We start from the raw sequence: 25,458 nt of genomic DNA, 5'->3' as shown, positions 1-25,458 counted from the left end.
CACCTCCTGTTCATCCCACCGGTTCGAGGTTACAGATGACTGACGGAGCGCCAGGCCGGTACAACATCGCCAGAGCACCGTTCTGCCAGAAACTGTAATTGTCCTCGTTGCCCTGGTTGCTATAGCGCGTGCCGGTTTCACTCGAGACCTGGCTCAGGGTGATCGAGGTGTCCGCCCACTTGAGATAGACCACATTCGGCCCGGCATTGAAGTAAGTGGCAGTGATGGGCGCGTGTTGTCCGTTGCAGCGAAACGCCACCGGGCCTTCCGTCAGGCGATCCGGGTCTTTGGTGCGGACGATGGCCGAGCCGCGGCGCAACTCGAACGCCCGCTCGGCATAGCGTTCGATGGTGCAGACCTTGGGGTAAATGGCGTTGGCGCACTGATCACGGGCCAGCAGCCAGAAACGCTGGTCGGTGACAATTTTGTCGGGTGGCGGTTGCGAGTGCTCATCAGTGAGGGCCAGGCGATACAGGCGGATCATTTCGACGTTCATGCGCGCCAGCTGCGGATCGCGACAGATCAGCTTTTCGATGCTGATCGCGGTGACAGCGCAATCGTATCCGGTGGTGTAGTACCGGTTGTTGACGGCCGCACTGGCCCAGTCGCTGCACAGGGCGCAGGCGAAGAAACAGCTACCCAGAGACGTAAGCGTTTTCATACTGGCATCACTCAGATCAGTAGACGCTACCGGCGTGGCGAAGGCCGCCCTCGATCCGTTGAGCCGGGTCTATCAGTGTACGTCAGCGCTGAAAACTTGCCAGAGCTGCCGCATCGCTGTGGTCAGTTGTACAAAGTTGTAACAGGGGCATCCGCCGGTGTTTTGGTAGCACCTATTAACCCAGCTAAATCAAACACTTGAACGTTATCGCAGGTTGTTACAACGAATCTGGCCAGCGATTGCCGCCTTACTGAACACTCGTTTAGTATTGCCTCAAGTCGCCGCACCTCACGCCAAACACAATAATTCGAGGACTCCCATGACTACTCAGTCGTCCGTGCTCAGCCAGGTCGAAGCAGGCGTTGCCTGGATCACCCTCAATCGTCCTGCCCAGCGCAATGCGCTGGATATCCCGAGCCTGAAAGCCCTGCACGCCTTGCTCGATGCCCACAATGCCGACCCGGCGGTACGCGTAGTGGTGTTGACCGCCACCGGCCGCACGTTCTGTGCCGGCGCCGACCTCGATGAATGGGCCGAAGCCGAAGCTCGCGGCGCTCTGGAAACCTACGGCTGGACGCAAACCGCCCACGCCCTGATGACCCGTCTGCACAGCCTGGAAAAACCCACCATCGCCGCCATCAACGGCACGGCGGTCGGCGCCGGGATGGACCTGACCCTGTGCTGCGACCTGCGCATCGCCGCGCAGTCGGCACGCTTCAAGGCCGGCTACACCGGCATGGCCTATTCGCCGGACGCGGGCGCCAGCTGGCACTTGCCGCGGCTGATCGGCAGCGAGCAGGCCAAGCGCTTGTTGTTCCTCGACGAACTCTGGGGCGCTGAGCGCGCCCTGGCGGCCGGCCTGGTGGGTGAAGTCTGCGCCGATGAGCAACTGCAAAGTGTTGCCGGTGAGCTGGCAGCGCGCCTGGCCAACGGCCCGACCTTCGCCTTCGCCCAGACCAAGAAGCTGATGTGCGAAGGCGCCGAACGCAGTCTCGCCGAACAGCTGCAGGCTGAGCTGGAAGCCGGCCTGCTTTGCGGTCGCAGCGAGGACGGCAATGAAGCCCTGCGCGCTGCAATGGAAAAACGCCCCGCACGCTTCATCGGTCGCTAACCCGCCACAGATCCCGTAGGAACTGGCTTGCCAGCGAATCCTTGAACCTTGCTCTGAACCACAGGTAACCGCATGAATTTCCAACTGACCCAAGAACAAGAAATGTTGGTGGAAGCCGTCCGCAGCTTTGTCGCCAAGGAGTTGCTGCCCCATGAAGAGGCGGTCGACCGTGCCGACGAAGTCTCACCGGAGCTGGCCGCGCAAATCCGAGGCAAAGCGATTGCCGCCGGTTTCTATGCCTTCAACATGCCCGAAGAAGTCGGCGGTGGCGGCCTCGACTACCTGTCCCAGGCGCTGATTGAGCGCGAGCTGTCCAAGGTCTCCTGGGCACTGCACGTGTTCGTCGCACGGCCGTCGAAAATCCTCATGGCCTGCAAGGGCGAGCAGATCAACGACTACCTGTTGCCATGCATCCAGGGCGAGAAGATCGACTGCTTCGCCCTCACCGAACCGGGCGCCGGCTCCGATGCCAACGCGATCAAGACCCGCGCCGTGCGTGAGGGCGACGATTTCATCCTCAATGGGAGCAAGCATTTCATCAGCCACGCCGGCCACGCCGATTTCGCCATCGTCTTCGCCGTCACCGACACCTACGAGCACAACGGCCGCAAACGCAACGCCGTGACCTCGTTCCTGGTGGACCGCGACACCCCGGGCATGACCATCCGCCGGGGCCCCAAGTGCGTCAGCAACCGGGGTTATCACACCTACGAGATGTTCTTCGACGACTGCCGCGTGCCGGCGTCCAAAGTCCTCGGCGAAGTGGGCCAGGGTTGGGAAGTGGCGAATGCCTGGCTGACCGCTGGCCGGGTGATGGTCGCCGCCAACTGCGTCGGCCAGGCGCAGCGCGCGCTCGATGTATCCCTGCAGTGGGCGGCGGACCGCCAACAGTTCGGCCAGCCGATCGGCAGCTATCAAGGCGTGTCGTTCAAGCTGGCGGACATGGCCACGCAAATTCGCGCCGCCGAACTGCTGACCCTGCACACCGCCTGGAAAATGGACCAGGGCAGCATGACCGATGGCGAAGCCGGCATGGCCAAGCTGTTTGCCAGTGAGGTGCTGGGCCGCGCCGCCGACGAGGCGGTGCAGATTTTCGGCGGCATGGGCTTGATGGACGAGGGCCCGGTGGAGCGCATCTGGCGTAACGCGCGGATCGAGCGGATCTGGGAAGGCACGTCGGAAATCCAGCGCCACATCATTTCCCGCGAGCTGCTGCGCCCACTGCTGCGTTGATCGGTTCCGGAGAACTGCCATGTCCCAGACAATTCGTGACAATCTCAAACGCCTGCTCGCGCCACAACAGGTGGCGTTTGTCGGCGGCCGCAGCATGGCTCGCGCCCTCAAACGCTGTGCCGAAGGCGGCTATGCCGGAGCCATGTGGCTGGTCAACCCGCAGCACGACAGCCTCGAAGGCGTGCCCTGCGTGCGCACCATCGCCGAGCTGCCGTGCGGTCCGGATGCGGTGTTCATCGCCACCAACCGCGAACTGACGCTGACCTGCGTCGCCGAACTGGCGGCCATCGGTGCCGGCGGAGCGATCTGCTACGCCTCGGGCTTTGCCGAAACCGGCGCCGAAGGCCAGGCACTGCAACAGCAGTTGCTACAGGCGGCCGGCGACATGGCCTTGCTCGGCCCCAACTGCTACGGCCTGCTGGATTACCTGCACAGCTCGGCGCTGTGGCCGGTGGCCCATGGCGGCCAGGCGGTGGAGAAGGGCGTGGCGGTGCTGACCCAGAGCGGCAACTTCGCCTACAACCTGTCGATGAGCGACCGCTCGCTGCCGGTGGCCTACATGGCTTCGGTGGGCAACCAGGCACAACTGGGTGTCGCCGAATTGATGGACGTGCTGCTCGACGAACCGCGAGTCACCGCCATCGGCCTGCACCTCGAAGGCCTGAAAAACGTCCCAGGGTTTGCCCGCGCCGCGCACAAGGCGCTGGAGAAAGGCATCCCGATCATTGCCTTGAAAACCGGGGTGTCGCAGATCGGTGCCGAGCTGGCCCTGAGTCACACCAGCTCGCTGTCTGGTTCCGATGCCTTGTATGACGCGCTGTTCGAGCGCCTCGGGGTGATCCGCGTCAGCGGTCCGGTGAGTTTTGTCGAAACCCTCAAGGCGGCGGCCTGCGGCAACCTGCCGACGGGTAACAGTCTGATCGCCCTGGCCTGTTCCGGCGGTGATGCCGGGCTGATTGCCGACTACGCCGAACGCAATGCATTGACGTTGCCAAAGCTCGACAACGGCCAAGTCGGCGAACTGGCGCAGGTCCTGCCGAGCTACGCCAACCTGGTCAATCCGCTGGACTTCACCACGGCGATCTGGGGCGACGGCGAGGCCCTGAACTGCATGCTCGACAGCGCTCTGCGCACCGAGGCCGACGCGGCAATGCTGGTGCTCGATTACCCAGCTGAATTCACCGGTGAACGCAAGGAATGCGACCTGCTGCTGGACCTGTATTGCCAGGCGCTGCTGCGCCACGGCAAGACGGGCTTCGTCACCTCGGCCTTTCCCGAACTGCTGCCAGCTCACGCCCGTGAACGTCTGCACGCCCAAGGCGTAGCGGCCCTGCAAGGGGTGGAGGATGGCCTGGCTGCCTGGGGGCGGATTGCCGGTTATCAGCAAAATCGCCAGGCCTTGTTGGCGCTAGGTGAATCGGCGCTGGTGCCGCTGTGCCCGTCAGCGCTTTGCGGCGAGGGGCAATTGCTCAATGAGTGGGAGTCGAAGCAGGCGTTGCGCGCCTTTGGCCTGCCGACGCCGAACGGTGTGCTGAGCACGCCGGCCAATGCACTGCAGGATGCGCAAAAGCTCGGTTATCCGCTGGTACTCAAGGCGGTCAGTGCGCAACTGCCGCACAAGACCGAGGCCGGTGCCGTGGCGCTCAATCTCAAGGACGCAGCTGCCCTTGGCGCCGCCCTGACAAAAATGAGCGCCAGTATCAAAGCCTACGCGCCTGACGTCGTCGTCGAACAACTGTTGCTGGAGCCGATGGCGACACCGCCGCTGGCCGAACTGATTGTCGGGATCAAACGCGAGAATGATTTCGCCCTGGCCCTGGTGATCGGCGCCGGTGGTGTGCTGGTGGAGCTGCTCCAGGACAGTCGCTGCCTGTTGCTGCCAACCACCGATGGCGCGATCCGCAACGCGCTGTTGAGCCTGCGCAGCGCCGCCCTGCTGCAAGGCTTTCGCGGCCGTGAAGCGGCGGACCTCGACAGCCTGGTCACGGCGATTCGCGCGGTCGGCGACTATGCCTGCGAAAACGCCGGGCAACTGCTGGAACTCGATGTGAACCCATTGTTGGTCGGCGCCGCTGGCACGACTGCGGTCGACGCGTTGATTCGCCTCGGCCATGCGTGAGGAACTGAACATGCAACAGACAACCTTGACCGGCGGCCAGGCCCTGGTGCGCCTACTGGCGAACTACGGGGTCGACACCGTGTTTGGCATTCCCGGGGTGCATACCCTGGAGCTGTATCGCGGACTCCCCGGCAGCGGCATTCGCCACGTGCTGACTCGGCACGAGCAGGGCGCCAGTTTCATGGCCGACGGCTATGCGCGGGTCAGCGGCAAGCCGGGGGTGTGCTTCGTCATCACTGGCCCCGGCGTGAGCAACGCCGCCACCGGCATTGGTCAGGCCTATGCCGACTCGATCCCGATGCTGGTGATTTCCAGCGTCAACCACACCGCCAGCCTCGGCAAAGGCTGGGGCATTCTCCATGAGTGCCAGGATCAGCGCGCCATGACCGCGCCTATCACTGCGTTCTCGGCGGTGGCCCTGACCGCTGAAGACCTGCCCGAATTGATCGCCCGCGCTTATGCGGTGTTCGACAGCGAGCGGCCGCGCCCGGTGCACATCTCCGTACCGCTGGACGTGTTGGCCGCCCCCATCACTCGCGATTGGAGCAACGAAGTCGTGCGCCGCCCAGGTCGCGGCACGCCAGCGGCTGTGGTGCTTGAACAGGCCGTTGCCAAGCTGCAGAACGCCAAACGGCCGATGATCATCGCCGGTGGCGGCGCCTTGAATGCCGCGGTGCACTTGCAGGAAATCAGCACCCGCCTGGCCGCGCCGCTGTTCACCAGCGTCGCCGGTAAAGGTCTGCTGCCACCCGATGCGCCGCTGAACGCCGGATCGTCGCTGTGCGTGGAGCCGGGCTGGAAGCTGATCGCCGAAGCCGATGTGGTGCTGGCGGTCGGCACCGAGATGGCCGACACCGACTTCTGGCGCGAGCGCCTGCCGGTCAATGGCGAGGTGCTGCGGGTCGACATCGATCCGCGCAAGTTCAACGACTTCTACCCCTGTGCCGTGGCCTTGCACGGTGACGCCGAGCACACCCTGTCCGCGCTGCTCGAGCGCCTGCCCGGACAAGTGCGCGACGCCAGCGCGGCGATTGCCGCTGTGGCGGCACTGCGTGAGGCGGTGAAGAGCGGCCACGGCCGGTTGCAGTCGATCCACCAGGCGATCCTGCAACGCATCGCCGCCGAGCTGCCGGACAACGCCTTTATCAGCACCGACATGACGCAACTGGCCTACACCGGCAACTACGCCTTCGATTCGCGGGCGCCGCGCAGCTGGTTGCATCCGACCGGCTACGGCACCCTGGGCTACGGCCTGCCGGCGGGGATCGGCGCCAAGTTCGGCGCGCCCCAGCGGCCCGGCCTGGTGCTGGTGGGGGATGGCGGCTTCCTCTACACCGCGCAGGAACTGGCGACGGCCGTCGAAGAACTGGACAGCCCGCTGGTGGTGCTGCTGTGGAACAACGACGCCCTGGGCCAGATCCGCGATGACATGCTCGGCCTGGACATCGAGCCAATTGGCGTGTTGCCGCGTAATCCGGACTTCGCTGCATTGGCCCGCGCCTTCGGTTGCACCGTGAGTCAGCCGCAGAGCCTGGCCGAACTGCAGACCGATCTGCGCCACGGCTTCAAGCGCAACGGCGTGACGCTGATCGAACTCAAGCACGCCTGCGCCCATTGATCCGAGGAGGACACCCGCATGCGCTTTTCCGATCTGACCCAACGCATCGCCGGCGACGGCGCGGCCGCCTGGGATATTCACTACCGCGCCCTGGCCCTGCGCGAACAGGGCCACGACATCCTGCTGCTGTCGGTGGGTGACCCGGACTTCGATACCCCGCAGCCGATTGTCCAGGGCGCCATCGACAGCCTGCTGGCCGGCAACACCCATTACGCCGACGTGCGCGGCAAGCCTGCCTTGCGTGAAGCCATTGCCCGCCGGCACCAGCAGCGCAGTGGCCAGGTGGTCTCGGCGGACCAGGTGACGGTACTGGCCGGCGCCCAGTGCGCGCTGTTCAGCGTCGCCCAATGTGTGCTCAATCCAGGCGATGAAGTGATTGTCGCCGAGCCGATGTACGTGACCTACGAAGCGGTGTTCGGCGCCTGTGGCGCAGTGGTGGTGCCGGTGCCGGTGCGTTCGGAGAACGGCTTTCGGGTGTTGCCCGAAGACGTCGCTGCGCGCATCACCCCGCGAACCCGCGCCCTGGCCTTGAACAGCCCGCACAACCCGTCGGGGGCGAGCCTGCCGCGCAGCACCTGGCAGGCGCTGGCCGAGCTGTGCATCGGCCATGACCTGTGGCTGATCAGCGACGAGGTCTACAGCGAACTGTTGTTCGACGGCGAGCACGTCAGCCCGGCAAGCCTGCCGGGCATGGCCGAGCGCACCGCGACCCTCAACAGCCTGTCGAAATCCCACGCGATGACCGGCTGGCGAGTCGGCTGGGTGGTGGCGCCGCCGGCACTTGCCAGCCATCTGGAAAATCTGGCGCTGTGCATGCTCTATGGCTCGCCGGATTTCGTCCAGGACGCGGCGGTGATCGCCCTGGAAAGTGACCTGCCAGAACTGGCGGCGATGCGAGACGCCTATCGCCAGCGCCGCGACCTGGTCTGCGCCAGCCTCGCCGACTGCCCCGGCGTGCGCGCCTTGAAGCCCGATGGCGGGATGTTCGTGATGCTCGATATCCGCGCCACCGGCCTCAGCGCCCAGGCGTTCGCCGATCGCCTGCTGGACCGTCACGGCGTCTCGGTGCTCGCCGGTGAAGCCTTTGGCCCGAGTGCCGCGGGGCATATCCGCCTGGGGCTGGTGGTGGGCGAAGCGCCGTTGCGCGATGCCTGTCAGCGCATCGCCCGGTGTGCTGAGGAATTGATGGAGGCAAAGCAGGATGCTTAATCACACCACACTGTTTATCGATGGCCGCTGGCAAACCCCGTCGGGGCAGGGCATCGCCGAGGTGATCAACCCGGCTACCGAAGAGATTGCCGGCAGCGTGCCGCTGGGCGACGAGCGTGATGTCGACGCCGCCGTAGCAGCCGCCCGCAAGGCGTTCGCCAGCTGGTCGCGCACGCCGTCCAGCGTGCGCGCCGGCTACATTCGGGCGTTGGCCGAACAACTGCGCAGCCGTGGCGATGAAATGGCGGCGGTGATCACCGCTGAACTGGGCATGCCGGTGCAATGGTGCCGCTCGGTACAGGTCGAGGGGCCGATTGCCGGGCTTGAGCAGTACGTCGAACTGGCTGCGTTGATGGACGAAGTGCGCGAAGTCGGCAACTCGCTGGTGATCCGCGAAGCGGTGGGCGTCTGCGCTTTTATCAACCCGTGGAATTACCCGCTGCATCAGTTGATCGGCAAGCTGGCCCCGGCACTGGCTGCCGGCTGCACCGTGGTGCTCAAACCGAGCCAGGAAACCCCGCTGCATGGGTTTCTGCTGGCGCAGATGATTGCCGACATTGGCTTGCCGGCCGGGGTGTTCAACCTGGTCAGCGGCCCGGGTTCCAAGGTCGGCGAAGCCCTGGCCAAACACCCGGACGTCGACATGCTGTCGTTCACCGGCTCCACCGGCGCCGGGGTGCGGGTGGCCCAGGCCGCCGCGCCGTCGGTCAAACGGGTGTGCCTGGAGCTCGGCGGCAAGTCGCCGTTGCTGATCGCCGAGGACGCCGACCTTGCTGCCGCCGTGCGTTATGGCGTGCAGGACGTGATGATCAACTCCGGGCAAACCTGCACCGCCTTGACCCGCATGCTGCTGCCGGCCAGCCGCTATGCCGAGGCCGTGGACATCGCGCTGGCCGAAACCCGCAGCCTGGTCATGGGCGATCCGCTGGACCCGCAGAGTTTCCTCGGGCCGATGTGTTCCGCTGCACAACGGCGCAACGTGCTCGACTACATCCGCATCGGTCAGGAGGAGGGCGCACGCCTGCTCTGCGGTGGCGACACCCCGGCGGCCTTCGAGCGCGGTTTTTACGTGAGCCCGACGCTGTTTGCCGACGTCGATAACCGCATGCGCATCGCCCAGGAAGAAATCTTCGGCCCGGTGCTGTGCCTGATCCCCTATGCCGACGAGGCGCAAGCGATCCAGCTGGCCAATGACTCGCCGTTCGGCCTGTCCAGCGCGGTCTGGGCCGGCAGTGCCGAGCGCGCCCTGCACCTGGGAAGGCAACTGCGCGCCGGGCAGTGCTTCCTCAACGGCGCGGCCTTCAATTATCAGGCGCCGTTCGGCGGCTACAAACAGTCCGGCAATGGCCGGGAATGGGGAGAGGAGGGACTCAACGAATTCGTCGAAGTGAAGGCGATCCAGGTGTGACGGTTAACCGATCGAGATGTATGAGCACCGGGCCCAGGCCCGGTGTCTTGCGTGCTGCCAATTTCATTTAGCGTGTGATCAGGGGCAATCCAATGAGCGATAACAACAACAAAATTACTCAGCAATCCGCTTTCCCGCGTCGCGACTTCCTCAAGTACAGCGCTGCCGCGGCCGCCGTGGCCGGCGCGTTTTCCATGGGCCTGCCAGTCGGCGCCTTTGCCGCAGAGGCCACGCCGAAACCGGGCGGGGTGTTGCGCCTGGGTCTGGCCGGCGGCAGCACCACCGACTCCAGGGATCCCGGCTCCTGGGCCGATACCTTCACCTTCGTCGGCTTCTCGGCGGTCTATAACACCCTGAGCGAAATCGGCGTCGACGGCACGGCGATTCCCGAATTGGCCGAGAGCTGGACCTCGACCCCGGATGCCCGGGTCTGGACCTTCAAGCTGCGTCCGGGGGTGACCTTCCACAACGGCAAGAGCCTCGAGGCCAATGACGTGGTGGCCTCGATCCAGCATCACCTGGGGGAAAAATCCACCTCGGCGGCCAAGACTGTGCTCGGCGACGTGGCCACGGTCAGCGCCAATGGCAGTGACAGCGTGGTGTTCGAGCTGAAGTCGGGCAATGCCGATTTCGCCTATGTGGTCGCCGATTACCACCTGGTGATCATGCCGAGCAAGGACGGCCTGCCGGACTGGCAAGCGGGCGTCGGCACCGGCGGCTACCGACTCAAGGACTTCGAGCCGGGGGTGCGCATGACCCTGGAACGCAGCCCGGATTACTGGAAGCCCGGTCGCGCGCATTTCGCCAGCGCCGAGCTGATCGCCATTGCTGACGGCGCCGCGCGGATCAATGCGCTGGTCACCGGGCAAGTCGATGTGATCAACAAGGTCGACCTGAAAACCGTGGCGTTGCTCAAGCGCAATCCGAACCTGGTGATCGAGGAAACCAAGGGTGCCCAGCACTACACCTTCCCGATGCTCACCGACAGTCAGGTGTTCCAGAACAACGACGTGCGCCTGGCGATGAAACACGCCATCAACCGCGAAACCCTGCTGGCTTCGGTGCTGCATGGCTACGGCCTGGTGGGCAACGATCACCCGATCCAGCCCGGCAGCCGATTCATCAACACCGCGCTGGAGCAGCGTAGCTATGACCCGGACAAGGCGCGTTTCCACTTGAAACAGGCCGGGCTGGATTCACTCAAGGTGCGTCTGCAAGCCTCGGATGCGGCGTACACCGGCGCGGTGGACGCCTCGGTGCTGTTCAAGGAGCAGGCACGTGCGGCGGGGATCGAGATCGACGTGGTGCGCGAGCCGGCCGACGGGTTCTTCTCCAACGTGTGGATGAAGCAGCCGTTCACCACGTCGTTCTGGTACAGCAGCCTGACCGCCGACCGCATGTTCAGCATCGGCTACGCCAAGGGCGCGGCATGGAACGAGACCCACTGGGACAACCCGCGCTTCAACCAGTTGCTCAACGCCGCCCGTGGCGAGATGAACGACCCGCTGCGCCGCGAGATGTACAACGAAATGCAGGCGCTGTGCAGGGACGACGGCGGGGCGATCGTGCCGCTGTTCGCCAGCTCGGTGGCGGCCCGTTCCAACCGCGTGGCCCACGGCGGCCAGACCGCGCCCTATGGCGAGCTGGATGGGCTGCGGGTGATCGAGCGGTGGTGGCAGGCGTAAGCAAATCGCCAAACCCATGAAGATCCCTTGTAGGAGCTGGCTTGCCAGCGAAGGCGTCTTCATTGTCAGTGCAAAACTTCAGGCCGCCTTCGCTGGCAAGCCAGCTCCTACAGGGGTAATTCGCAGTCTTCAAAGGCCTGCCCATTTCAAGGAACTGCACAATGAACAGTATTTACAAACTGCTGGCGCAGCGGCTGGCATTGGGGTTGTTGTCGCTGTTTGCGGTCTCGGTGATCATCTTCCTCGCGGTCGGCATGCTGCCTGGGGATATCGCCCAGGCCATGCTCGGCCAATCGGCGACCCCGGAGACCGTCGCCGCATTTCGCGCCCAACTGGGCCTGGACATGCCGCCGCTGAGCCGTTTCGGCCACTGGATCTGGCACCTGCTGCAAGGTGATCTCGGGGTGTCGCTGGCCAACCAACGGCCGATCGCCGAGCTGGTCGGCGCACGCCTGGGCAACACCTTCAGCCTGGCCTTGCTGGCGGCCGCCGTCTCGGTGCCGCTGGCGCTGTTGCTGGGCATGCTCGCGGCCTTGTATCGCAACAGCTGGTTCGACCGCTTGCTGAATACCTCGGCCCTGAGCGCCGTGTCGTTCCCCGAGTTCTTCGTCGCCTACATCCTGATCCTGGTGTTCGCGGTGAAGCTCAACTGGTTCCCGAGCATTTCCAACCTGGCGCCGGACGCCTCGTTCGCCACGGTGCTGGAGCGCTCGATACTGCCGGTGGCGACCCTGAGCCTGGTGGTCATCGCGCAGATGATGCGCATGACCCGCGCCTCGCTGATCAACCTGTTGGCCAGCCCGTACATCGAAATGGCCCGGCTCAAGGGCATCAGCCAGTCGCGGATCATCTTCCGCCACGCCTTGCCCAATGCCCTGGCACCGATCGTCAACGTGGTCGCGCTGAACCTGGCGTACCTGGTGGTGGGTGTGGTGGTGGTCGAAGTGGTGTTTGTCTATCCGGGGCTCGGCCAGTTGCTGGTGGACTCGGTGGCCAAGCGCGACATCCCGGTGGTCCAGGCCTGCAGCCTGATCTTCGCCGCCACTTACATCCTGCTCAATACCACGGCCGATGTGCTGTCCATCGCCAGTAACCCACGCCTGATGCATCCGAAGGGGTAGCCCATGAGCCTGTTCAAACAACTGCTGCGGGCGCCGCTGAGTGCCCAGTTCGGCCTGCTGGTGATCCTCGCCTACATCCTCGTGGCGCTGTTCGCGCCGCTGCTGGCGCCCTTTGGCGAAACCCAGGTGGTGGGCGAGGGCTTCGCGCCCTGGGGCGGTGAGTTCCTGCTGGGCACCGATAACCTCGGGCGCGACATGTTCAGCCGCCTGGTCTACGGCGCACGCAATACCCTGGGCATCGCGTTCCTGACCACCGTGCTGGCGTTCCTGCTCGGCGGCCTTGGCGGTCTGGTGGCGGCGATCAAGGGCGGCTGGGTCGACCAGGGCCTGTCGCGGGTGGTGGACATCCTGATGGCGATCCCGCAGTTGATCTTCGCCCTGCTGATTCTCAGTGTGGTGGGCACCACCGCGACCTCGCTGGTACTGGTGATCGCGCTGCTGGACGCGACCCGGGTGTTTCGCCTGTCGCGGGCGGTAGCCATGAACGTGGTGGTGCAGGACTTCGTCGAGGCGGCGCGCCTGCGCGGCGAAGGCCTGTGGTGGCTGGTGACCCGCGAAGTCCTGCCGAATGCCGCGGCGCCGTTGATTGCCGAGTTCGGCCTGCGCTTCTGCTTCGTGTTCCTGTTCATCAGCGCGCTGTCGTTCCTCGGCCTGGGCATTCAACCGCCCACCGCCGACTGGGGCAGCATGGTGCGGGACAACGCGGTGCTGATCACCTTCGGCGACATCAGCCCGTTGCTGCCTGCCCTAGCCGTGGCCCTGATTACCGTCAGTGTCAATTTCGTCGTCGACTGGATGCTGCACAAGTCCAGCGGTCTCAAGGAATGCTGAGCATGACTACTGCCAAACCTTTGCTGGAAATCCGCGACCTGCACATCGAAGGTCACCACGACGACGCCTGGCACCCGCTGATCAAGGGCATCGACCTGACCCTGCAACGCGGTGAAGTGCTGGGGCTGATTGGTGAGTCGGGCGCCGGCAAGTCGACCCTCGGTCTTGCCGCCATGGGCTACACCCGCGACGGTTGCCGAATCACCGGCGGCTCGGTGCAGTTTGACGGCATCGACCTGCTCAAGGCCGAGCCCGAAGCCCTGCGTAAGTTGCGCGGGCTGCGTATTGCCTACGTTGCGCAGAGTGCTGCCGCGTCATTCAACCCGGCCCATCGGCTGATTGATCAACACGTCGAGACGGCGGTGTGCAACGGTGGCATCAGCCGCACCCAGGCCGAGGCCGAAGCGGTGGAGCTGTATCGGGTGCTGCAACTGCCGAATCCCGAGCAGATCGGCCAGCGTTATCCGCACCAGGTCTCCGGCGGCCAGTTGCAGCGCGTGATGACCGCCATGGCCATGGCCTGCCACCCGGACCTGATCATCTTCGACGAGCCGACCACCGCGCTCGATGTCACCACCCAGATCGAAGTGCTGGCGGCGATTCGCCAAGCCGTCGCCACTTACGGCATCGCCGCCATTTACATCAGCCACGACCTGGCAGTGGTTGCGCAGATGGCCGACCGGATCATGGTGCTGCGCCACGGCAAGCTGGTGGAAGAAGCCGAGACCCGCAGCATGCTCGGCAATCCTCGGGAGGATTACACCAAGTCGCTGTGGGCGGTGCGCAGCTTCCGCACCGAGCCCAAGGCTCTGCCGCAGCAAGAGCAACCCTTGCTGGAACTGCGCAACAGCTGCGCCAGCTACGGTCAGCATCCAGTGCTGCACGACGTGTCGCTGAGCCTCTATCGGGGCCAGACCCTGGCGGTGATCGGTGAATCGGGCAGCGGCAAAAGCTCCACGGCGCGGTTGATCACCGGGCTGCTGCCACCGACCTATGGCGAGGTGCTGTATGACGGTCAGCCGCTGCCAGCGGATTTCCGTCAGCGCAGCAAGGAGCAGTTGCGGCGGATCCAGATGATCTACCAGATCCCCGACACCGCGTTGAATCCGCGCCAGCGCATCGTCGATATCATCGGCCGGCCGTTGACCTTCTACCTGGGACTCAAAGGCAAGGCCATGCGTGCGCGGGTCGCCGAGTTGCTGGAAATGATCGAGCTCGACCCGGCAATCTACATGGAGCGCCAGCCCCGCGAACTGTCCGGCGGACAAAAGCAGCGGATCTGCATCGCCCGGGCCCTGGCGGCCGATCCGCAATTGATCATCTGCGATGAAGTGACCTCGGCCCTCGATCAACTGGTGGCCGAGGGCGTGCTGAAGTTACTCAACCGCATCCAGCAGCAATTGGGTGTGGCCTACCTGTTCATCACCCATGATGTCGCCACCGTGCGGGCGATTGCCGATGAAGTGCTGGTGATGCAACGGGGCAGGGTGGTCGATCATGGCTCACGCCAGCAGATCTTCACGCCGCCGCATCAGGATTACACCGGTTTGCTGTTTTCGTCCGAACCGCAAATGGACCCGGACTGGCTCGACCGTTTGCTCGCCAGTCGTACACCTCAATCGTCTACCCCTTCGCTGGAAAAAGTCTAAGGAATCACCATGAAAGTACTGATCGTCCACGCCCACCCGGAAGCCCAATCCTTTACCGCCGCCTTGCGCGACCAGGCCGTAACCACCCTTCAAGCCCAGGGCCACGAAGTGCAGGTCAGCGACCTCTACGCGATGAACTGGAACCCGGTGGCCAGCGCCGCCGACTTCACCTCACGGGAAAACCCCGAGTACCTGGTCTATGCCCTCGAGCAACGGCTGGGGGTGAAGAACCAGTCGATCGCGCCAGACATCCAGGCCGAACTGGACAAGCTGCTGTGGGCTGACCTTTTGATCCTCAACTTCCCGATCTTCTGGTTCTCCACCCCGGCCATTCTCAAGGGCTGGATCGACCGGGTGCTGGTGTCGGGGGTCTGCTACGGCGGTAAACGCTTCTACGACCAGGGTGGGCTGGCGGGCAAGAAGGCCCTGGTCACCGTGACCCTGGGCGGACGCGAGCATATGTTTGGTGAGGGGGCGATTCATGGGCCGCTGGAGGACATGCTGCGACCGCTCCTGCGTGGGACGTTGGCTTATGTCGGGTTTGATGTGCTGGAGCCGTTTGTGGCCTGGCATGTGCCGTATATCAGTGATGAGGCGCGTCAGCAGTTTCTGCTTGATTATGGGCAGCGGTTGCAGCAGTTGAGTGATGATCGGGCGTTGGTGTTTCCAAAACTGTCGGAGTTTGATGAGCGGCTATACCCACTTTCAGCGGGGTGATGACCGTAGGGGCCATGGGCAATTTAATTGCTGACTGATCCACCGCCATAGCTAGCGGCGGAACGCCGCCCGAGCTGCTCCCACAGGTTTGTGGTGACCGCAGATGTTGTGATCGCCCCCAGTCTTTGTAGGAGCTGGCTTGCCAGCGAATCAAACACCGCGGTTTGTCTGATGCACCGCCATCGCCAGCAGGCTGGCTCCTACAGGGTTTGTGAACATCCGACTGGTTTGCGCCGGACTTGACCCCGATCAACACCGCCTTCCTCCAAAGGCGCACCCTTGGGTCAATACTTGAGGTATATGACCCAGGAGTCAGACCATGAGCCAGTACCAACGCCTGTTGCTGATCATCAACCCGGCCCTGCGCCTGTCGCCGACCATTCAGCACGCCGGCGCGCTGGCGCGGGCCAGTGGGGCGAGTCTGCATATTGTGGCGCTGGTCAAGTCGCCGGGGATTCTGAGCTTGCTGGAAGACGATAACTGGGCCACGGCGCGGGAAGAGTACCTGCAGGAACAGCGTGACTGGCTCGAGCAGCAGGTGCAGCGCTTGCGCAGCGAGGGTATCGAGGTGACGCAGCAGGCCAGTTGGTCCGATGATCTCAAGCAGGACATCCTCGCCTACGTCACTGAGTGGCAACCCGACCTGCTGATCAAGGAAGTCCAGCAGGAACCCCTGCTCAAACGCACCTTCTTCACCCCGATGGATTGGCACCTGTTGCGCTATTGCCCGGTGCCGACTTATCTGGTGGGCGACCGCGCCTGCACCTTGCCGCGCAAGATAGTCGTAGCGATCGACAGCGCCAACGAGTCGGCGCAGAACCAGCAACTCAACGAGCGCATCGTCAAGCAGGCCGAACGCCTGGCGCTGCAGTGCGACGCCGAGCTGCACCTGGTCAGCGCCTGCGACATTGCCGCCGATTTCCTCGCTGGGGTCAGCGCCGCCGGTTTGACCTTGGGCGAGCTGACCCTGTCGTTGCGCCAGGACCTGGAAAACGCCTTCATCCGCACCGCCGAGCACTTTGGCGTGCCCGCCGAGCGGCGCCACTTCATCTCCGGCGACCCGGTGCAGGTACTCGCCGAATTCGCCCATCGGCATGATATCGACGTGCTGGTAATGGGCCGCAACCAGTCCCGGGGTCTGGAGAAACTGATCGGCAGTACCACCGAGCACCTGTTGTACCAGGCGTCCTGCAGCATTCTCGCCGTCTGATCAATGAAGATCACCTGTAGGAGCGAGCCGGCTCCGGGCGGCGTTCCGACGATGGTGGCCAACGATGACGTAGCTGTCCTGGAAGTAGGCGGCGGCCTCAGGTTCTTCGCTGGCAAGCCAGCTCCTACAGGGTATTAGCGCTTACCCCCATTCGGGGTATGGTGCCGCGCGCCCATTGCGCCAATAGTAGGGACGTCCGCTCATCCAGAGCAGAGCCTGCTTATAAGGTGGAATGTGCAATGCGCAAGGCACTTCGAGTGTGGTCCAGTCTGTTGCTTGCTCCCTTGTCCCTGGCGGTGCATGCCGCCGATGTCAACGATGCCAAGACCCTGCGGCTGTATAACTGGGCGGATTACATCGGCGAACAGACCCTGGCGAATTTTGAAAAAGCCACCGGCATCAAGGTCATCTACGACACCTTCGATGCCTACGAGACGGTGCAGGCCAAGCTGCTCACCGGTCATTCCGGCTACGACCTGGTGGTGCTCAACGCCTCCCTGGTGCCGCCGCTGATCAAGGCCAAGGTGTTCCAGCCACTGGACAAGCAGCAACTGCCGGGCTGGAGCAACCTCGATCCGAAAGTGCTGCAGGACCTGCAGGGTTACGACGCCGGCGTCGCCTATTCAGCGCCCTACACCTGGGGCAGCAATGGCATCACCTACAACGTCGACATGATCAAGGCGCGCATGCCCGATGCGCCGATCGGCTCGCTGGCGATGATTTTCGATCCCAAGGTCGTCTCACGCTTCGCCGACTGCGGCGTGACCCTGATCGACGCGCCTACCGAAGTCATCCCCCTGGCCCTGACGTATCTGGGACGCGACCCGCGCAGTGCCGCGCCGGCCGACCTCAAGGCCGCCCAGGACGTGTTGATGGCGGTGCGGCCGTACATCAAGAAATTCGACTCGGTGAACTACCTGACCAGCCTGCCCAACGGCGACGTGTGCATGGCCATGACCTGGTCCGGCGACTACGCCACCGCCCAGGCGCGGGCCGAAGAAGCCAAGCTGAAGATCAACCTGGCGTACTTCATTCCCAAGGAAGGTTCGCTGATCTGGTTTGACAACATGTACATCCCCGGCGACGCGCCGCACGTGGCCAACGCCCACACATTCCTCGAATACCTGCTGCAACCGCAGGTCATGGCCGACGTCACCAACTACATCCACTACGCCAACAGCAACAGTGCGGCGACCGCCCTGGTGAATGCCGATGTGCGCGACAACCAGGCGATCTACCCCGACGACGCCACCCGCGCCCGGCTGTTTGCCCAGAAGACCCAGGACGCCAAGGACATGCGCGCGATCACCCGGGTCTGGAGCACGGTAAAAACCGGGAAGTAAGGGCGACTCCCTGCTGACCTGCCGACTTTTCTTTTTGCGAGTACTTATTCATGGCGATTCCAACCGACGATTTTTTTGCCCACTTCGATCAGGCCAAACTGGTCAAGGCCGACAAGGCCCACCACATGCACGGCTACCACGTGTTCGATGAACATGCCGAGCAGGGCGCGCTGAACATCGTCGCCGGCGACGGCGCCTACATCTACGACACCGAAGGCAACCGCTTCCTCGATGCTGTTGGTGGGATGTGGTGCACCAACATTGGCCTGGGCCGCGAAGAAATGGCCCTGGCGATTGCCGACCAGGTGCGGCAACTGGCGTATTCCAATCCGTTCTCCGACATGTCCAACGCGGTGGCCATCGAGCTCTGCGAAAAGCTCGCCAGCCTGGCCCCCGGTGATCTCGATCACGTGTTCCTCACCACCGGTGGTTCGACCGCCGTGGACACCGCTTACCGGCTGATCCAGTACTACCAGAACTGCCGGGGCAAGCCAGAGAAGAAGCACATCATCGCCCGCTACAACGCTTATCACGGCTCCACCTGCCTGACCATGTCGATCGGCAACAAGGCTGCCGACCGGGTGCCGGAGTTCGATTACGCCCATGAGCGGATTCACCACATCTCCAACCCCAATCCGTACCGTGCACCCGAAGGCATGGACGCGGCGCAGTTCCTCGAATTCCTGGTGCAGGAGTTCGAAGACAAGATCCACAGCATCGGCGCCGACAAGGTCGCGGCGTTCTTCGCCGAACCGATCATGGGCTCCGGCGGGGTGATTATTCCGCCCGAGGGTTACCTGCGGCGTATGTGGGAGGTGTGCCAGGCCCACGACATTCTGTTCGTCGCCGACGAAGTGGTGACTTCGTTCGGCCGGCTCGGCACCTGGTTCGCCTCGGACGCGGTGTTCGGCGTGCAGCCCGACATCATCACTACTGCCAAGGGCCTGACCTCGGCCTACCTGCCGCTGGGTGCGTGCATCTTTTCCTCGCGGATCTGGAAGGTCATCGCCGAACCGGGCAAGGGCCGTTGCTTCACCCACGGCTTCACCTACAGCGGCCATCCGGTGTGCTGCACGGCAGCGTTGAAAAACATCGAGATCATCGAGCGCGAGCAGTTGCTGGCCCATGTTGGCGACGTTGGCAGCTACCTGGAGCAACGTCTGGCCACCCTGCGTGACTTGCCACTGGTGGGCGATGTGCGCTGCGTCAAGTTGATGGCCTGCGTCGAGTTCGTCGCCAACAAGCAGAGCAAGGCGCTGTTCCCGGACGCGGTGAACATCGGCGAGCGAATCCATGTGCGGGCCCAGGCCAAGGGCTTGCTGGTGCGGCCGATCATGCACCTCAACGTGATGTCGCCGCCGTTGATCATCACCCACGCCCAGGTCGATGAAATTGTCGAAACCTTGCGCGAGTGCATCCTCGAAGCGGCCGAGGAACTGACGGCCAACGGCTTGTACGACGGCGCATGAGCCAGCGTCTCGGGGCTTTGCCCGGCATGAGCTCTCCCGCTAGACTGCGGGGCATGAGCAAAGCCCACGACCAGACTCTGATCGCCTTGCCCTGGCGTGCCCTGCATCAATGGCACGCCGGGCTCCAGCAAGCCTTCGCCCACATCGAACAGGACGATGCCCTGCGCTATCTGGCGCAGGCCATCGGGCACCTGGTGTCGATCGAGTCGGTGATGATCAGCCTCGAACGCAAGGACCAGCCGCCGTTGTCGCTGTACCTGCAAGGGATTCCCGAGCAGTACCGCGACTCGGTGATTGGCCGCTATTTTTCCGTGGGCTACCTGCTCGATCCATTCTGCCTGGCGGTGGAGCAAGGGCTGGCCGAAGGGTTTTATCACCTGGAAGAAATCGCCCCGGACCACTTCTTCGACAGCGACTACTACAAGACCTACTACCTCAAGGCCGGCTGCTCGGAAGACAGCTATTTCATCGTCGACGTCGGCAACCAGAGCAAGGTATCCCTGAGCCTGTTCCAGGGCTTTGGTGGCGAGACCCTGAGCCACAGCCAACTGGATGTGCTGCGGGCGGTGCAACCCATGGTCGCCGAGTTCATCCGCGAATTCGCCCGGCGCAATCCGGCGCTGGTCGAGCAGGGTGCTTCAGACGCTCGCACGCCGACCGATATCAAGCGCAGCATCCAGCAGGCCTTCGAGCATTTTGGCTGCGATGTGCTGACCGAACGGGAGCGGCAAGTGGCGCACATGATCCTGCGCGGCCACTCGGTGAAATCCACCGCGCAGCAGTTGGGCATTGCCATCGAAACCGTGCGCATGCACCGCAAGAACCTCTACCTGAAGCTGGCGATCAGCTCGCAGTCGGAGCTGTTTGCGTTGTTCATCGAGTGGTTGCGTCAGGACTGAGCCGGGGCCAGCGGCAACCACACCGACACCCAGAGTCCGCGTTGCCGTGCCGGATCGGCCAGCTCCAGGGTGACCCGGGCCCCGGCGCGCTCGGCAATCGCCTTGACGATCGACAGCCCCAGCCCGGAGCCGATTTGCTGAGTCCCCAGGCCGCGGTAAAACGCATCGAACACGCGCTGCTGTTCTTCGCTCGGGATGCCCGGGCCGGTGTCCTTGATCGAAAGCCTGGCGGCACCCTGATCAAGCGCCAGGCACAGGTCGATCCGGCCGCCGTCGGGGGTGTAGCGAATGGCGTTGTCGACCAGGTTCTTGACCAGGGTAATCAGGTCGACTTCATGCATCAGCACCTGCAGGTCCTGCTCGCCCTCGACACCGATGTCCAGGTGCTTGGCCTCCGCGAGCGGCAGCAAGTCGGCGAGTACCCGGCGATAGACCCCATGTACCGAGACCGCGCTGCTCGCCGGTAGCGGTGCGGACTGCGCCTTGGCCAGCGCCAGCAGTTGATCCAGCAATTGCCTGCCGCGTTCGATACCTCGACGCAACGGCAGCAGGCGGTCATGGGCCAGTGGCGACATTTCCGCTGCCGCCAGATGCTCTGCCTGCAATGACAAGGCGGTCAAGGGTGAGCGCAGTTCATGGGCGGCATCGGCGACGAAGCGCCGCTGCGTCTCCATATTGGTGTCGACCCGTTGCAGCAGGCGATTGATGGCGACCACGAACGGTTTGATTTCGCTGGGCACATCACGCTCGTCGATCGGGTGCAGGGCCTGTTCGGCGCGCTGATCGATTTCCGCCGAAAGCGCGGCAATCGGCCGGAACAGCTTGCGCACCAGGTCACTGACCACCAGCAACAGCACCGGAAACAGAATCAGGAATGGCAACAGGCTGCGCCAGGCACTTTCCCGGGCGTCCTTGTCTCGCGCCCCGGTTTCCTGGGCAACCACAATCCGTTGGCCGCTGGCGGTGGTCCTGACCAGCGCACGGAAGGCTTCACCGCCGACGGTCAGGGTCGACAGGCCATCAGACAGATCGGTAGGGAATGGCAGCGGGATCACTTCGTCGTCGTTACCGCTGGCCTGGCTGCCGTCGGCCAGGTACTGCACGATGATGCGCGACTCTTCGTCGTCGCCCGGGGTTGCCGGGCCGTTGGGATAGCGCGGACTCATCTGTTGACGGTCAACCAGCATCGCCACCTGGTGCAGGGCGTCGTCCTGCATTTCGTGGGCTTCGTCCAATGCCGAGAAAAACGCGAAGACGCCTGCCAGGACCGCCACCAGCAGGATCGCCAGGGACAACGCCAGCGCCAGGCGAAATTGCACTGATTGACTCATTGCTCTTTCGCCACCATCCATCCCAGTCCCCTGACATTCTTGATCACCTGGCTGCCGAGTTTGCGGCGCAGGCCATGGATCAGAAACTCCACGGCATTACTCTCTACCTCATTGCCCCAGCCATAAATGCGGTCTTCAAGGTCGCTGCGCGAGAGGATCGCGCCGGGGCGCATCAGCAGGGCCTGGAGCAGGGCGAATTCGCGGTTGGACAGGAGCACGGCGTCGGTCTCGGGTGTGCGCGCTTCCTTGGACACAAGGTCCAGGGTCACCAGGCCATTGCCGAGCACCGACAGGGCGTTGCCGCCCTTGCGCCGCAGCACCGCACGCATCCGCGCCAGCAGCTCGGCCATCTCGAAAGGTTTGAGCAGGTAGTCGTCGGCACCACCGTCGAGCCCGCGCAGCCGCTCCTCGAGCTGGTCACGGGCGGTGATGATCAACACCGGTACCGGGTTGTTGGCTGCTCGTATACAGCTCAATACCTCCTGGCCGTCCTTGCCCGGCAGACCGAGGTCGAGCAGCACCAGGTCATAGTGCTGTGCCTGCAGGGCCGCCAGGGCGCCAGGCCCGTCCTGAATCCAGTCGGTGGCATAACTGGCATCCCTGAGGACGCCCTGGATGGCCGCGCCGATCATCTGATCGTCTTCCACCAACAATATGCGCATCTCTACTTCCTTCCGCCAGCGCCTGTCCGATGTGCATTGAAGCACAAGATACGGTGCTTTTTGCGTCATGCGGTGCGAGCCGGTTACTTCATCGAGTCGAAAGCCTTGAGCAGATCAGCCATCGCCTGCTGGCAGTCAGTGAGGTTCGGCTGACTGGCGCGCAAGGCGTCCAGGGCGTGGTCGATGGCTTTGTCGACGATGTGCCAATCACTGGCGGCGCGTGGCTTGAGACCGGCTTCGGCCGAGTCCCAGGTGGTTTCCAGATCCTTGATCCGCGCCTTGGCGGCCGGCAGCTGGTTTTTCGCGGTAAGGGCGGCGACGTCGTCGGCAATGCTGCGAAAGGCGCTCAGGTCCCCCAGTCTGGAGGTCTGGTGAGTCGCGCTTGGGGTATCCGGACTGGCCGTCGTGTGAGCGGGCTCTGGCGGTTTCGAGCAACCGGCGGTCAGGCCGATCAGGGCAATGGTCGCGGCGATAGCCAGACGGCGAACGGTGGTAGGGGTGCGAGCCATGATGATTCCTTGAGAGATTGATCGGTTTATCGGGTAGCGGCTTTGCGGTTGCCGACGTTGAGTTGAGCCACGCCAACCAACAAGACGATGACGCAGAGGAAGATCGCGCTGGTCCAAGTGGCGCCCATGCCCAGGCCACCGTAGGTTTTGGCTTGAGTCAGCAGGTCGCCGAGTGAGGCACCGAACGGCCGGGTGAGGATGTAGGCGATCCAGAAGCACAGCACCACATTGCCGCCCAGGCGCCAGGCAATCAGGGTCAGGGCGATCAATGCGCCGAAAATCGCCACGCCGAGGGTAAAGCCCAGGCCCAGGGCTTCGGTGGCCAGGTCGCCCGCGGCGGTACCCAGGGCGAAGGTGCAAAGCACGGTTGCCCAATAGAACAGCTCGCGCCTGGGGGTGACGATGTCGCGGATCGACAGACTGTGCTCGGTCCGGTACCAGAGCCAGAAGTTGGCCGCCAGCAGTACGCAGAACACCGCCGTGCTGGTGTACAGGCTGACGTCCAGTTGATCGGTCAGTACGTCGGTGATCTGTGTCCCGACGATACTCACCAGTACCACGGTCAACCAGTAGATCCAGGGCGTGTAGACACGGGTGCGCAGTTGGCTGAAGAGCGCCAGTGCCAGCAGCACCAGCATGCCCAGGGTGGTCGGGCCGGCGCCGAGGCCGACATCGACCGCGAGGAAGTCGGCGCCAGTTTCACCGACGGTCGTGGACAAAATCTTGATGACCCAGAATGACAGCGTCACCTCGGGTACTTTGTTCAGCCAGCCGGCGAGTGGGGGATTCATGTCGATGGGTCTCCTTGGCCGCGCCCGGGTTGGCGCTGGGGACAAGGCTACGCATCGAAACTTAGGCGGGACTGAGGTCTGCGAGAAAACTATTGTTGCGCCAGTTGCCCGATGTCTTTGGGCTTCGACGTCTCGCTGACCACCTCGATGGCCTGAGCGGAGGCGGCCAGTTCGCCAAAGGAGGACGAGGCGTCGACATAGCGCAGCGCCGATTTCACGTCCTTCCAGCCGACGTAACTCATGATCGCCTTGATATCCCAACCATTGGCCGCCGCCCAGGTCGCAAACCCACGACGCAGGGAGTGGCTGGTGTAGAGCTGCGCCGATACACCGGCACGCTGGAACACTCGACGTAGCACCGGGATCAGGCTGTTACTGTTGAGTCCGTCCTCGGCCAGGTTGCCCCAGCGGTCAAGCTTGCGAAACAGCGGACCGTAGGCAATGCCTGCCGCGCCGATCCAGTTGGAATAGGCCTGGACCGGGCACAACTTCTTCAGCGCCGGCGTGCGAAAGGTGGTGCCCAGGTGCTGGCGGTCGCCTTTGCTGTGGGGCAGGTAAAAGGTGATGCCGGCGCCGGGCTCGACCTGGATGTGCTCGACCTGCAGGCGTGACAACTCATCACCACGAAAACCGCGCCAGAAACCGATCAGCACCAGGGCGATATCCCGACGATTGCGCATCACGGTGCCATGGTCATGGCGCGCTGCGGCCTGCTGCGCGTCGTTCTCCAGCCAGTTCACGGTCTGCTCCAGGTGTTGCAGGAGCAGGGGTGGTGCCTGTTTTTCCTGGGCCGGGTGCAGGGTGCGAATGCCCTTGATCATCTGCCGCACGCTGGGGGTCTTGGTCGGATCGGGAAAACCCTGAGTGATGTGCCATTGCGCCAGCGCCGCCAGCCGTTGCTTCAAGGTGCTGACGGTGTGCTGATCGGCGTATTCGGCCAGGTAGCGCAGGATGCTGTCGCCCGTGGCCGGCAGGAAACCGCCCCACGTCACCTCGAAATGCTCCACCGCCGCACGGTAACTGCGCCGGGTGTTTTCCCGGGTACCGGCCTTGAGGTAGCGGTCAACCTTGTTCAACGGGGCGTTCTCCGAGGTAGGCGTTGGAGGAGGGTGCTGGGTGAAAGTAGAGCGCAAATCGCTGAAAACAGCAAAAAACCTTGGAAAACATGAATTTGCGTCGGGAATTGAGGGTTTTTAGCGGTCGGCTGAGGCGTTTTGATTACACTTTTATTCGTACGATACGTACCATGTAATTACATACTATTTATCGCGCCTGATTTTGTTATTTTGAAAGGGTTTATGACATTGAATAATTGAGCGTTATCGCATGTTAATGGCGAAAATGGTGCCTGGTGGCTGTACTGAAGGTTGAACTTGCACGGAAATGGCAGGCTCAAACCCTTGTAGGAGCGAGCCTGCTCGCGATGAACTTCAACGATGACGCGTACTGTCTGGATGCACTCGGCGGTCTCAGATTTTTCGCGAGCAAGCTCGCTCCTACAGAAAAACCGCATCCGTACAGAAAGGAGACACCCATGAACCGTACCGTCCTGATCGGCATGCTCATCGCCATCACCACCCTGGCATCTCCCGTCTTCGCCTCCGACCACGACCTGTGCACCCTGAAGCTGCAGGAACTCAGGGACAAGGTCACCACCTTGCCTGCCACCTCGGAAAATAACGCCACTCAGGTCCGGCAAATGCAGGCCGACGCCGAGGCGGCCAATGCGGCGAACGACGACAAGAAGTGCATCACCTTGGCCACCCAGGCAATCATGCGCGTCGACAATATGTCGAAAGAGCCGAATCCCTAGTCCACGTCATCCCGCCAATGCCCTGAGTATTCAGGGCATTGCTGTCCGCTCAAGTTGTCCCTTAAAGGG

Annotated in this window: 22 protein-coding genes; 16 read left to right on the top strand and 6 right to left on the bottom strand. The window is 63.4% G+C overall.

Annotated elements, in window-relative coordinates:
• Window positions 1–10: 10 nt before the first annotated feature.
• A complete protein-coding gene (locus ACZYR5_RS13885; protein WP_489090541.1) occupies window positions 11–661 on the bottom strand; it encodes an MliC family protein in 651 nt (216 codons plus the stop codon).
• 319 nt (window positions 662–980) lie between these two features.
• Between ACZYR5_RS13885 and ACZYR5_RS13880 the strand changes: the two genes are divergently transcribed.
• From ACZYR5_RS13880 to ACZYR5_RS13810, 15 genes are all read left to right on the top strand, one after another.
• Window positions 981–1,772, top strand: a complete 792-nt coding sequence (locus ACZYR5_RS13880) for an enoyl-CoA hydratase/isomerase family protein (protein ID WP_489090540.1) — start codon at window positions 981–983, stop codon at window positions 1,770–1,772.
• A 72-nt stretch (window positions 1,773–1,844) separates the two neighbouring features.
• Entirely contained in the window at window positions 1,845–3,005 is a 1,161-nt protein-coding gene (locus tag ACZYR5_RS13875; RefSeq protein ID WP_489090539.1) for an acyl-CoA dehydrogenase family protein, read from the top strand.
• A gap of 19 nt (window positions 3,006–3,024) precedes the next feature.
• Window positions 3,025–5,124, top strand: coding sequence for an acetate--CoA ligase family protein (locus tag ACZYR5_RS13870; RefSeq protein WP_489090538.1), 2,100 nt, complete (start codon window positions 3,025–3,027; stop codon window positions 5,122–5,124).
• Window positions 5,125–5,134: 10 nt separating this feature from the next.
• The gene (locus tag ACZYR5_RS13865; RefSeq protein ID WP_489090537.1) at window positions 5,135–6,742 is read left to right on the top strand and encodes a 5-guanidino-2-oxopentanoate decarboxylase; all 1,608 of its coding nucleotides are present in this window, start codon (window positions 5,135–5,137) and stop codon (window positions 6,740–6,742) included.
• An 18-nt stretch (window positions 6,743–6,760) separates the two neighbouring features.
• Window positions 6,761–7,951, top strand: coding sequence for a pyridoxal phosphate-dependent aminotransferase (locus ACZYR5_RS13860; RefSeq protein WP_489090536.1), 1,191 nt, complete (start codon window positions 6,761–6,763; stop codon window positions 7,949–7,951).
• Window positions 7,944–9,359, top strand: coding sequence for an aldehyde dehydrogenase family protein (locus tag ACZYR5_RS13855; protein WP_489090535.1), 1,416 nt, complete (start codon window positions 7,944–7,946; stop codon window positions 9,357–9,359). Before ACZYR5_RS13860 ends, ACZYR5_RS13855 begins: the two co-directional genes overlap by 8 nt.
• Before the next feature lie 92 nt (window positions 9,360–9,451).
• A complete protein-coding gene (locus ACZYR5_RS13850) occupies window positions 9,452–11,044 on the top strand; it encodes an ABC transporter substrate-binding protein (RefSeq protein WP_489090534.1) in 1,593 nt (530 codons plus the stop codon).
• Between the two features lie 161 nt (window positions 11,045–11,205).
• Window positions 11,206–12,165, top strand: coding sequence for an ABC transporter permease (locus tag ACZYR5_RS13845; protein WP_489090533.1), 960 nt, complete (start codon window positions 11,206–11,208; stop codon window positions 12,163–12,165).
• Window positions 12,166–12,168: 3 nt separating this feature from the next.
• Window positions 12,169–12,996, top strand: coding sequence for an ABC transporter permease (locus ACZYR5_RS13840; RefSeq protein WP_489090532.1), 828 nt, complete (start codon window positions 12,169–12,171; stop codon window positions 12,994–12,996).
• Between the two features lie 2 nt (window positions 12,997–12,998).
• A complete protein-coding gene (locus ACZYR5_RS13835) occupies window positions 12,999–14,645 on the top strand; it encodes an ABC transporter ATP-binding protein (RefSeq protein WP_489090531.1) in 1,647 nt (548 codons plus the stop codon).
• A 9-nt stretch (window positions 14,646–14,654) separates the two neighbouring features.
• A complete protein-coding gene (locus ACZYR5_RS13830) occupies window positions 14,655–15,362 on the top strand; it encodes an NAD(P)H-dependent oxidoreductase (RefSeq protein WP_489090530.1) in 708 nt (235 codons plus the stop codon).
• Between the two features lie 319 nt (window positions 15,363–15,681).
• A complete protein-coding gene (locus tag ACZYR5_RS13825) occupies window positions 15,682–16,572 on the top strand; it encodes a universal stress protein (protein ID WP_489090529.1) in 891 nt (296 codons plus the stop codon).
• Between the two features lie 239 nt (window positions 16,573–16,811).
• The gene (locus ACZYR5_RS13820; RefSeq protein ID WP_489090528.1) at window positions 16,812–17,915 is read left to right on the top strand and encodes a polyamine ABC transporter substrate-binding protein; all 1,104 of its coding nucleotides are present in this window, start codon (window positions 16,812–16,814) and stop codon (window positions 17,913–17,915) included.
• 50 nt (window positions 17,916–17,965) lie between these two features.
• Window positions 17,966–19,384 carry an aminotransferase gene (locus ACZYR5_RS13815; RefSeq protein ID WP_489090527.1) on the top strand — a complete coding sequence of 473 codons (1,419 nt, stop codon included), beginning with the start codon at window positions 17,966–17,968 and terminating at the stop codon, window positions 19,382–19,384.
• A gap of 53 nt (window positions 19,385–19,437) precedes the next feature.
• The gene (locus ACZYR5_RS13810) at window positions 19,438–20,283 is read left to right on the top strand and encodes a helix-turn-helix transcriptional regulator (protein WP_489090526.1); all 846 of its coding nucleotides are present in this window, start codon (window positions 19,438–19,440) and stop codon (window positions 20,281–20,283) included.
• Here ACZYR5_RS13810 and ACZYR5_RS13805 read toward each other — a convergent pair.
• From ACZYR5_RS13805 to ACZYR5_RS13785, 5 genes are all read right to left on the bottom strand, one after another.
• Window positions 20,274–21,635, bottom strand: coding sequence for an ATP-binding protein (locus ACZYR5_RS13805; RefSeq protein ID WP_489090525.1), 1,362 nt, complete (start codon window positions 21,633–21,635; stop codon window positions 20,274–20,276). The two genes, ACZYR5_RS13810 and ACZYR5_RS13805, sit on opposite strands and share 10 nt — an antisense overlap.
• Window positions 21,611–22,276, bottom strand: a complete 666-nt coding sequence (locus tag ACZYR5_RS13800) for a response regulator (protein ID WP_489090524.1) — start codon at window positions 22,274–22,276, stop codon at window positions 21,611–21,613. Before ACZYR5_RS13800 ends, ACZYR5_RS13805 begins: the two co-directional genes overlap by 25 nt.
• Window positions 22,277–22,359: 83 nt before the next feature.
• Window positions 22,360–22,785 (bottom strand): hypothetical protein, encoded by a 426-nt coding sequence (locus ACZYR5_RS13795; RefSeq protein WP_489090523.1) that lies wholly within the window; start codon window positions 22,783–22,785, stop codon window positions 22,360–22,362.
• A gap of 26 nt (window positions 22,786–22,811) precedes the next feature.
• Window positions 22,812–23,576 carry a COG4705 family protein gene (locus tag ACZYR5_RS13790; RefSeq protein ID WP_489090522.1) on the bottom strand — a complete coding sequence of 255 codons (765 nt, stop codon included), beginning with the start codon at window positions 23,574–23,576 and terminating at the stop codon, window positions 22,812–22,814.
• A gap of 89 nt (window positions 23,577–23,665) precedes the next feature.
• Window positions 23,666–24,652 carry a site-specific integrase gene (locus tag ACZYR5_RS13785; RefSeq protein ID WP_489090521.1) on the bottom strand — a complete coding sequence of 329 codons (987 nt, stop codon included), beginning with the start codon at window positions 24,650–24,652 and terminating at the stop codon, window positions 23,666–23,668.
• Window positions 24,653–25,110: 458 nt separating this feature from the next.
• Between ACZYR5_RS13785 and ACZYR5_RS13780 the strand changes: the two genes are divergently transcribed.
• The gene (locus ACZYR5_RS13780) at window positions 25,111–25,389 is read left to right on the top strand and encodes a hypothetical protein (RefSeq protein WP_489090520.1); all 279 of its coding nucleotides are present in this window, start codon (window positions 25,111–25,113) and stop codon (window positions 25,387–25,389) included.
• Window positions 25,390–25,458: the final 69 nt, after the last annotated feature.

The organism is Pseudomonas sp. F007 (assembly GCF_057814275.1).
This window is presented reverse-complemented; position numbering and strand designations above follow the sequence as displayed.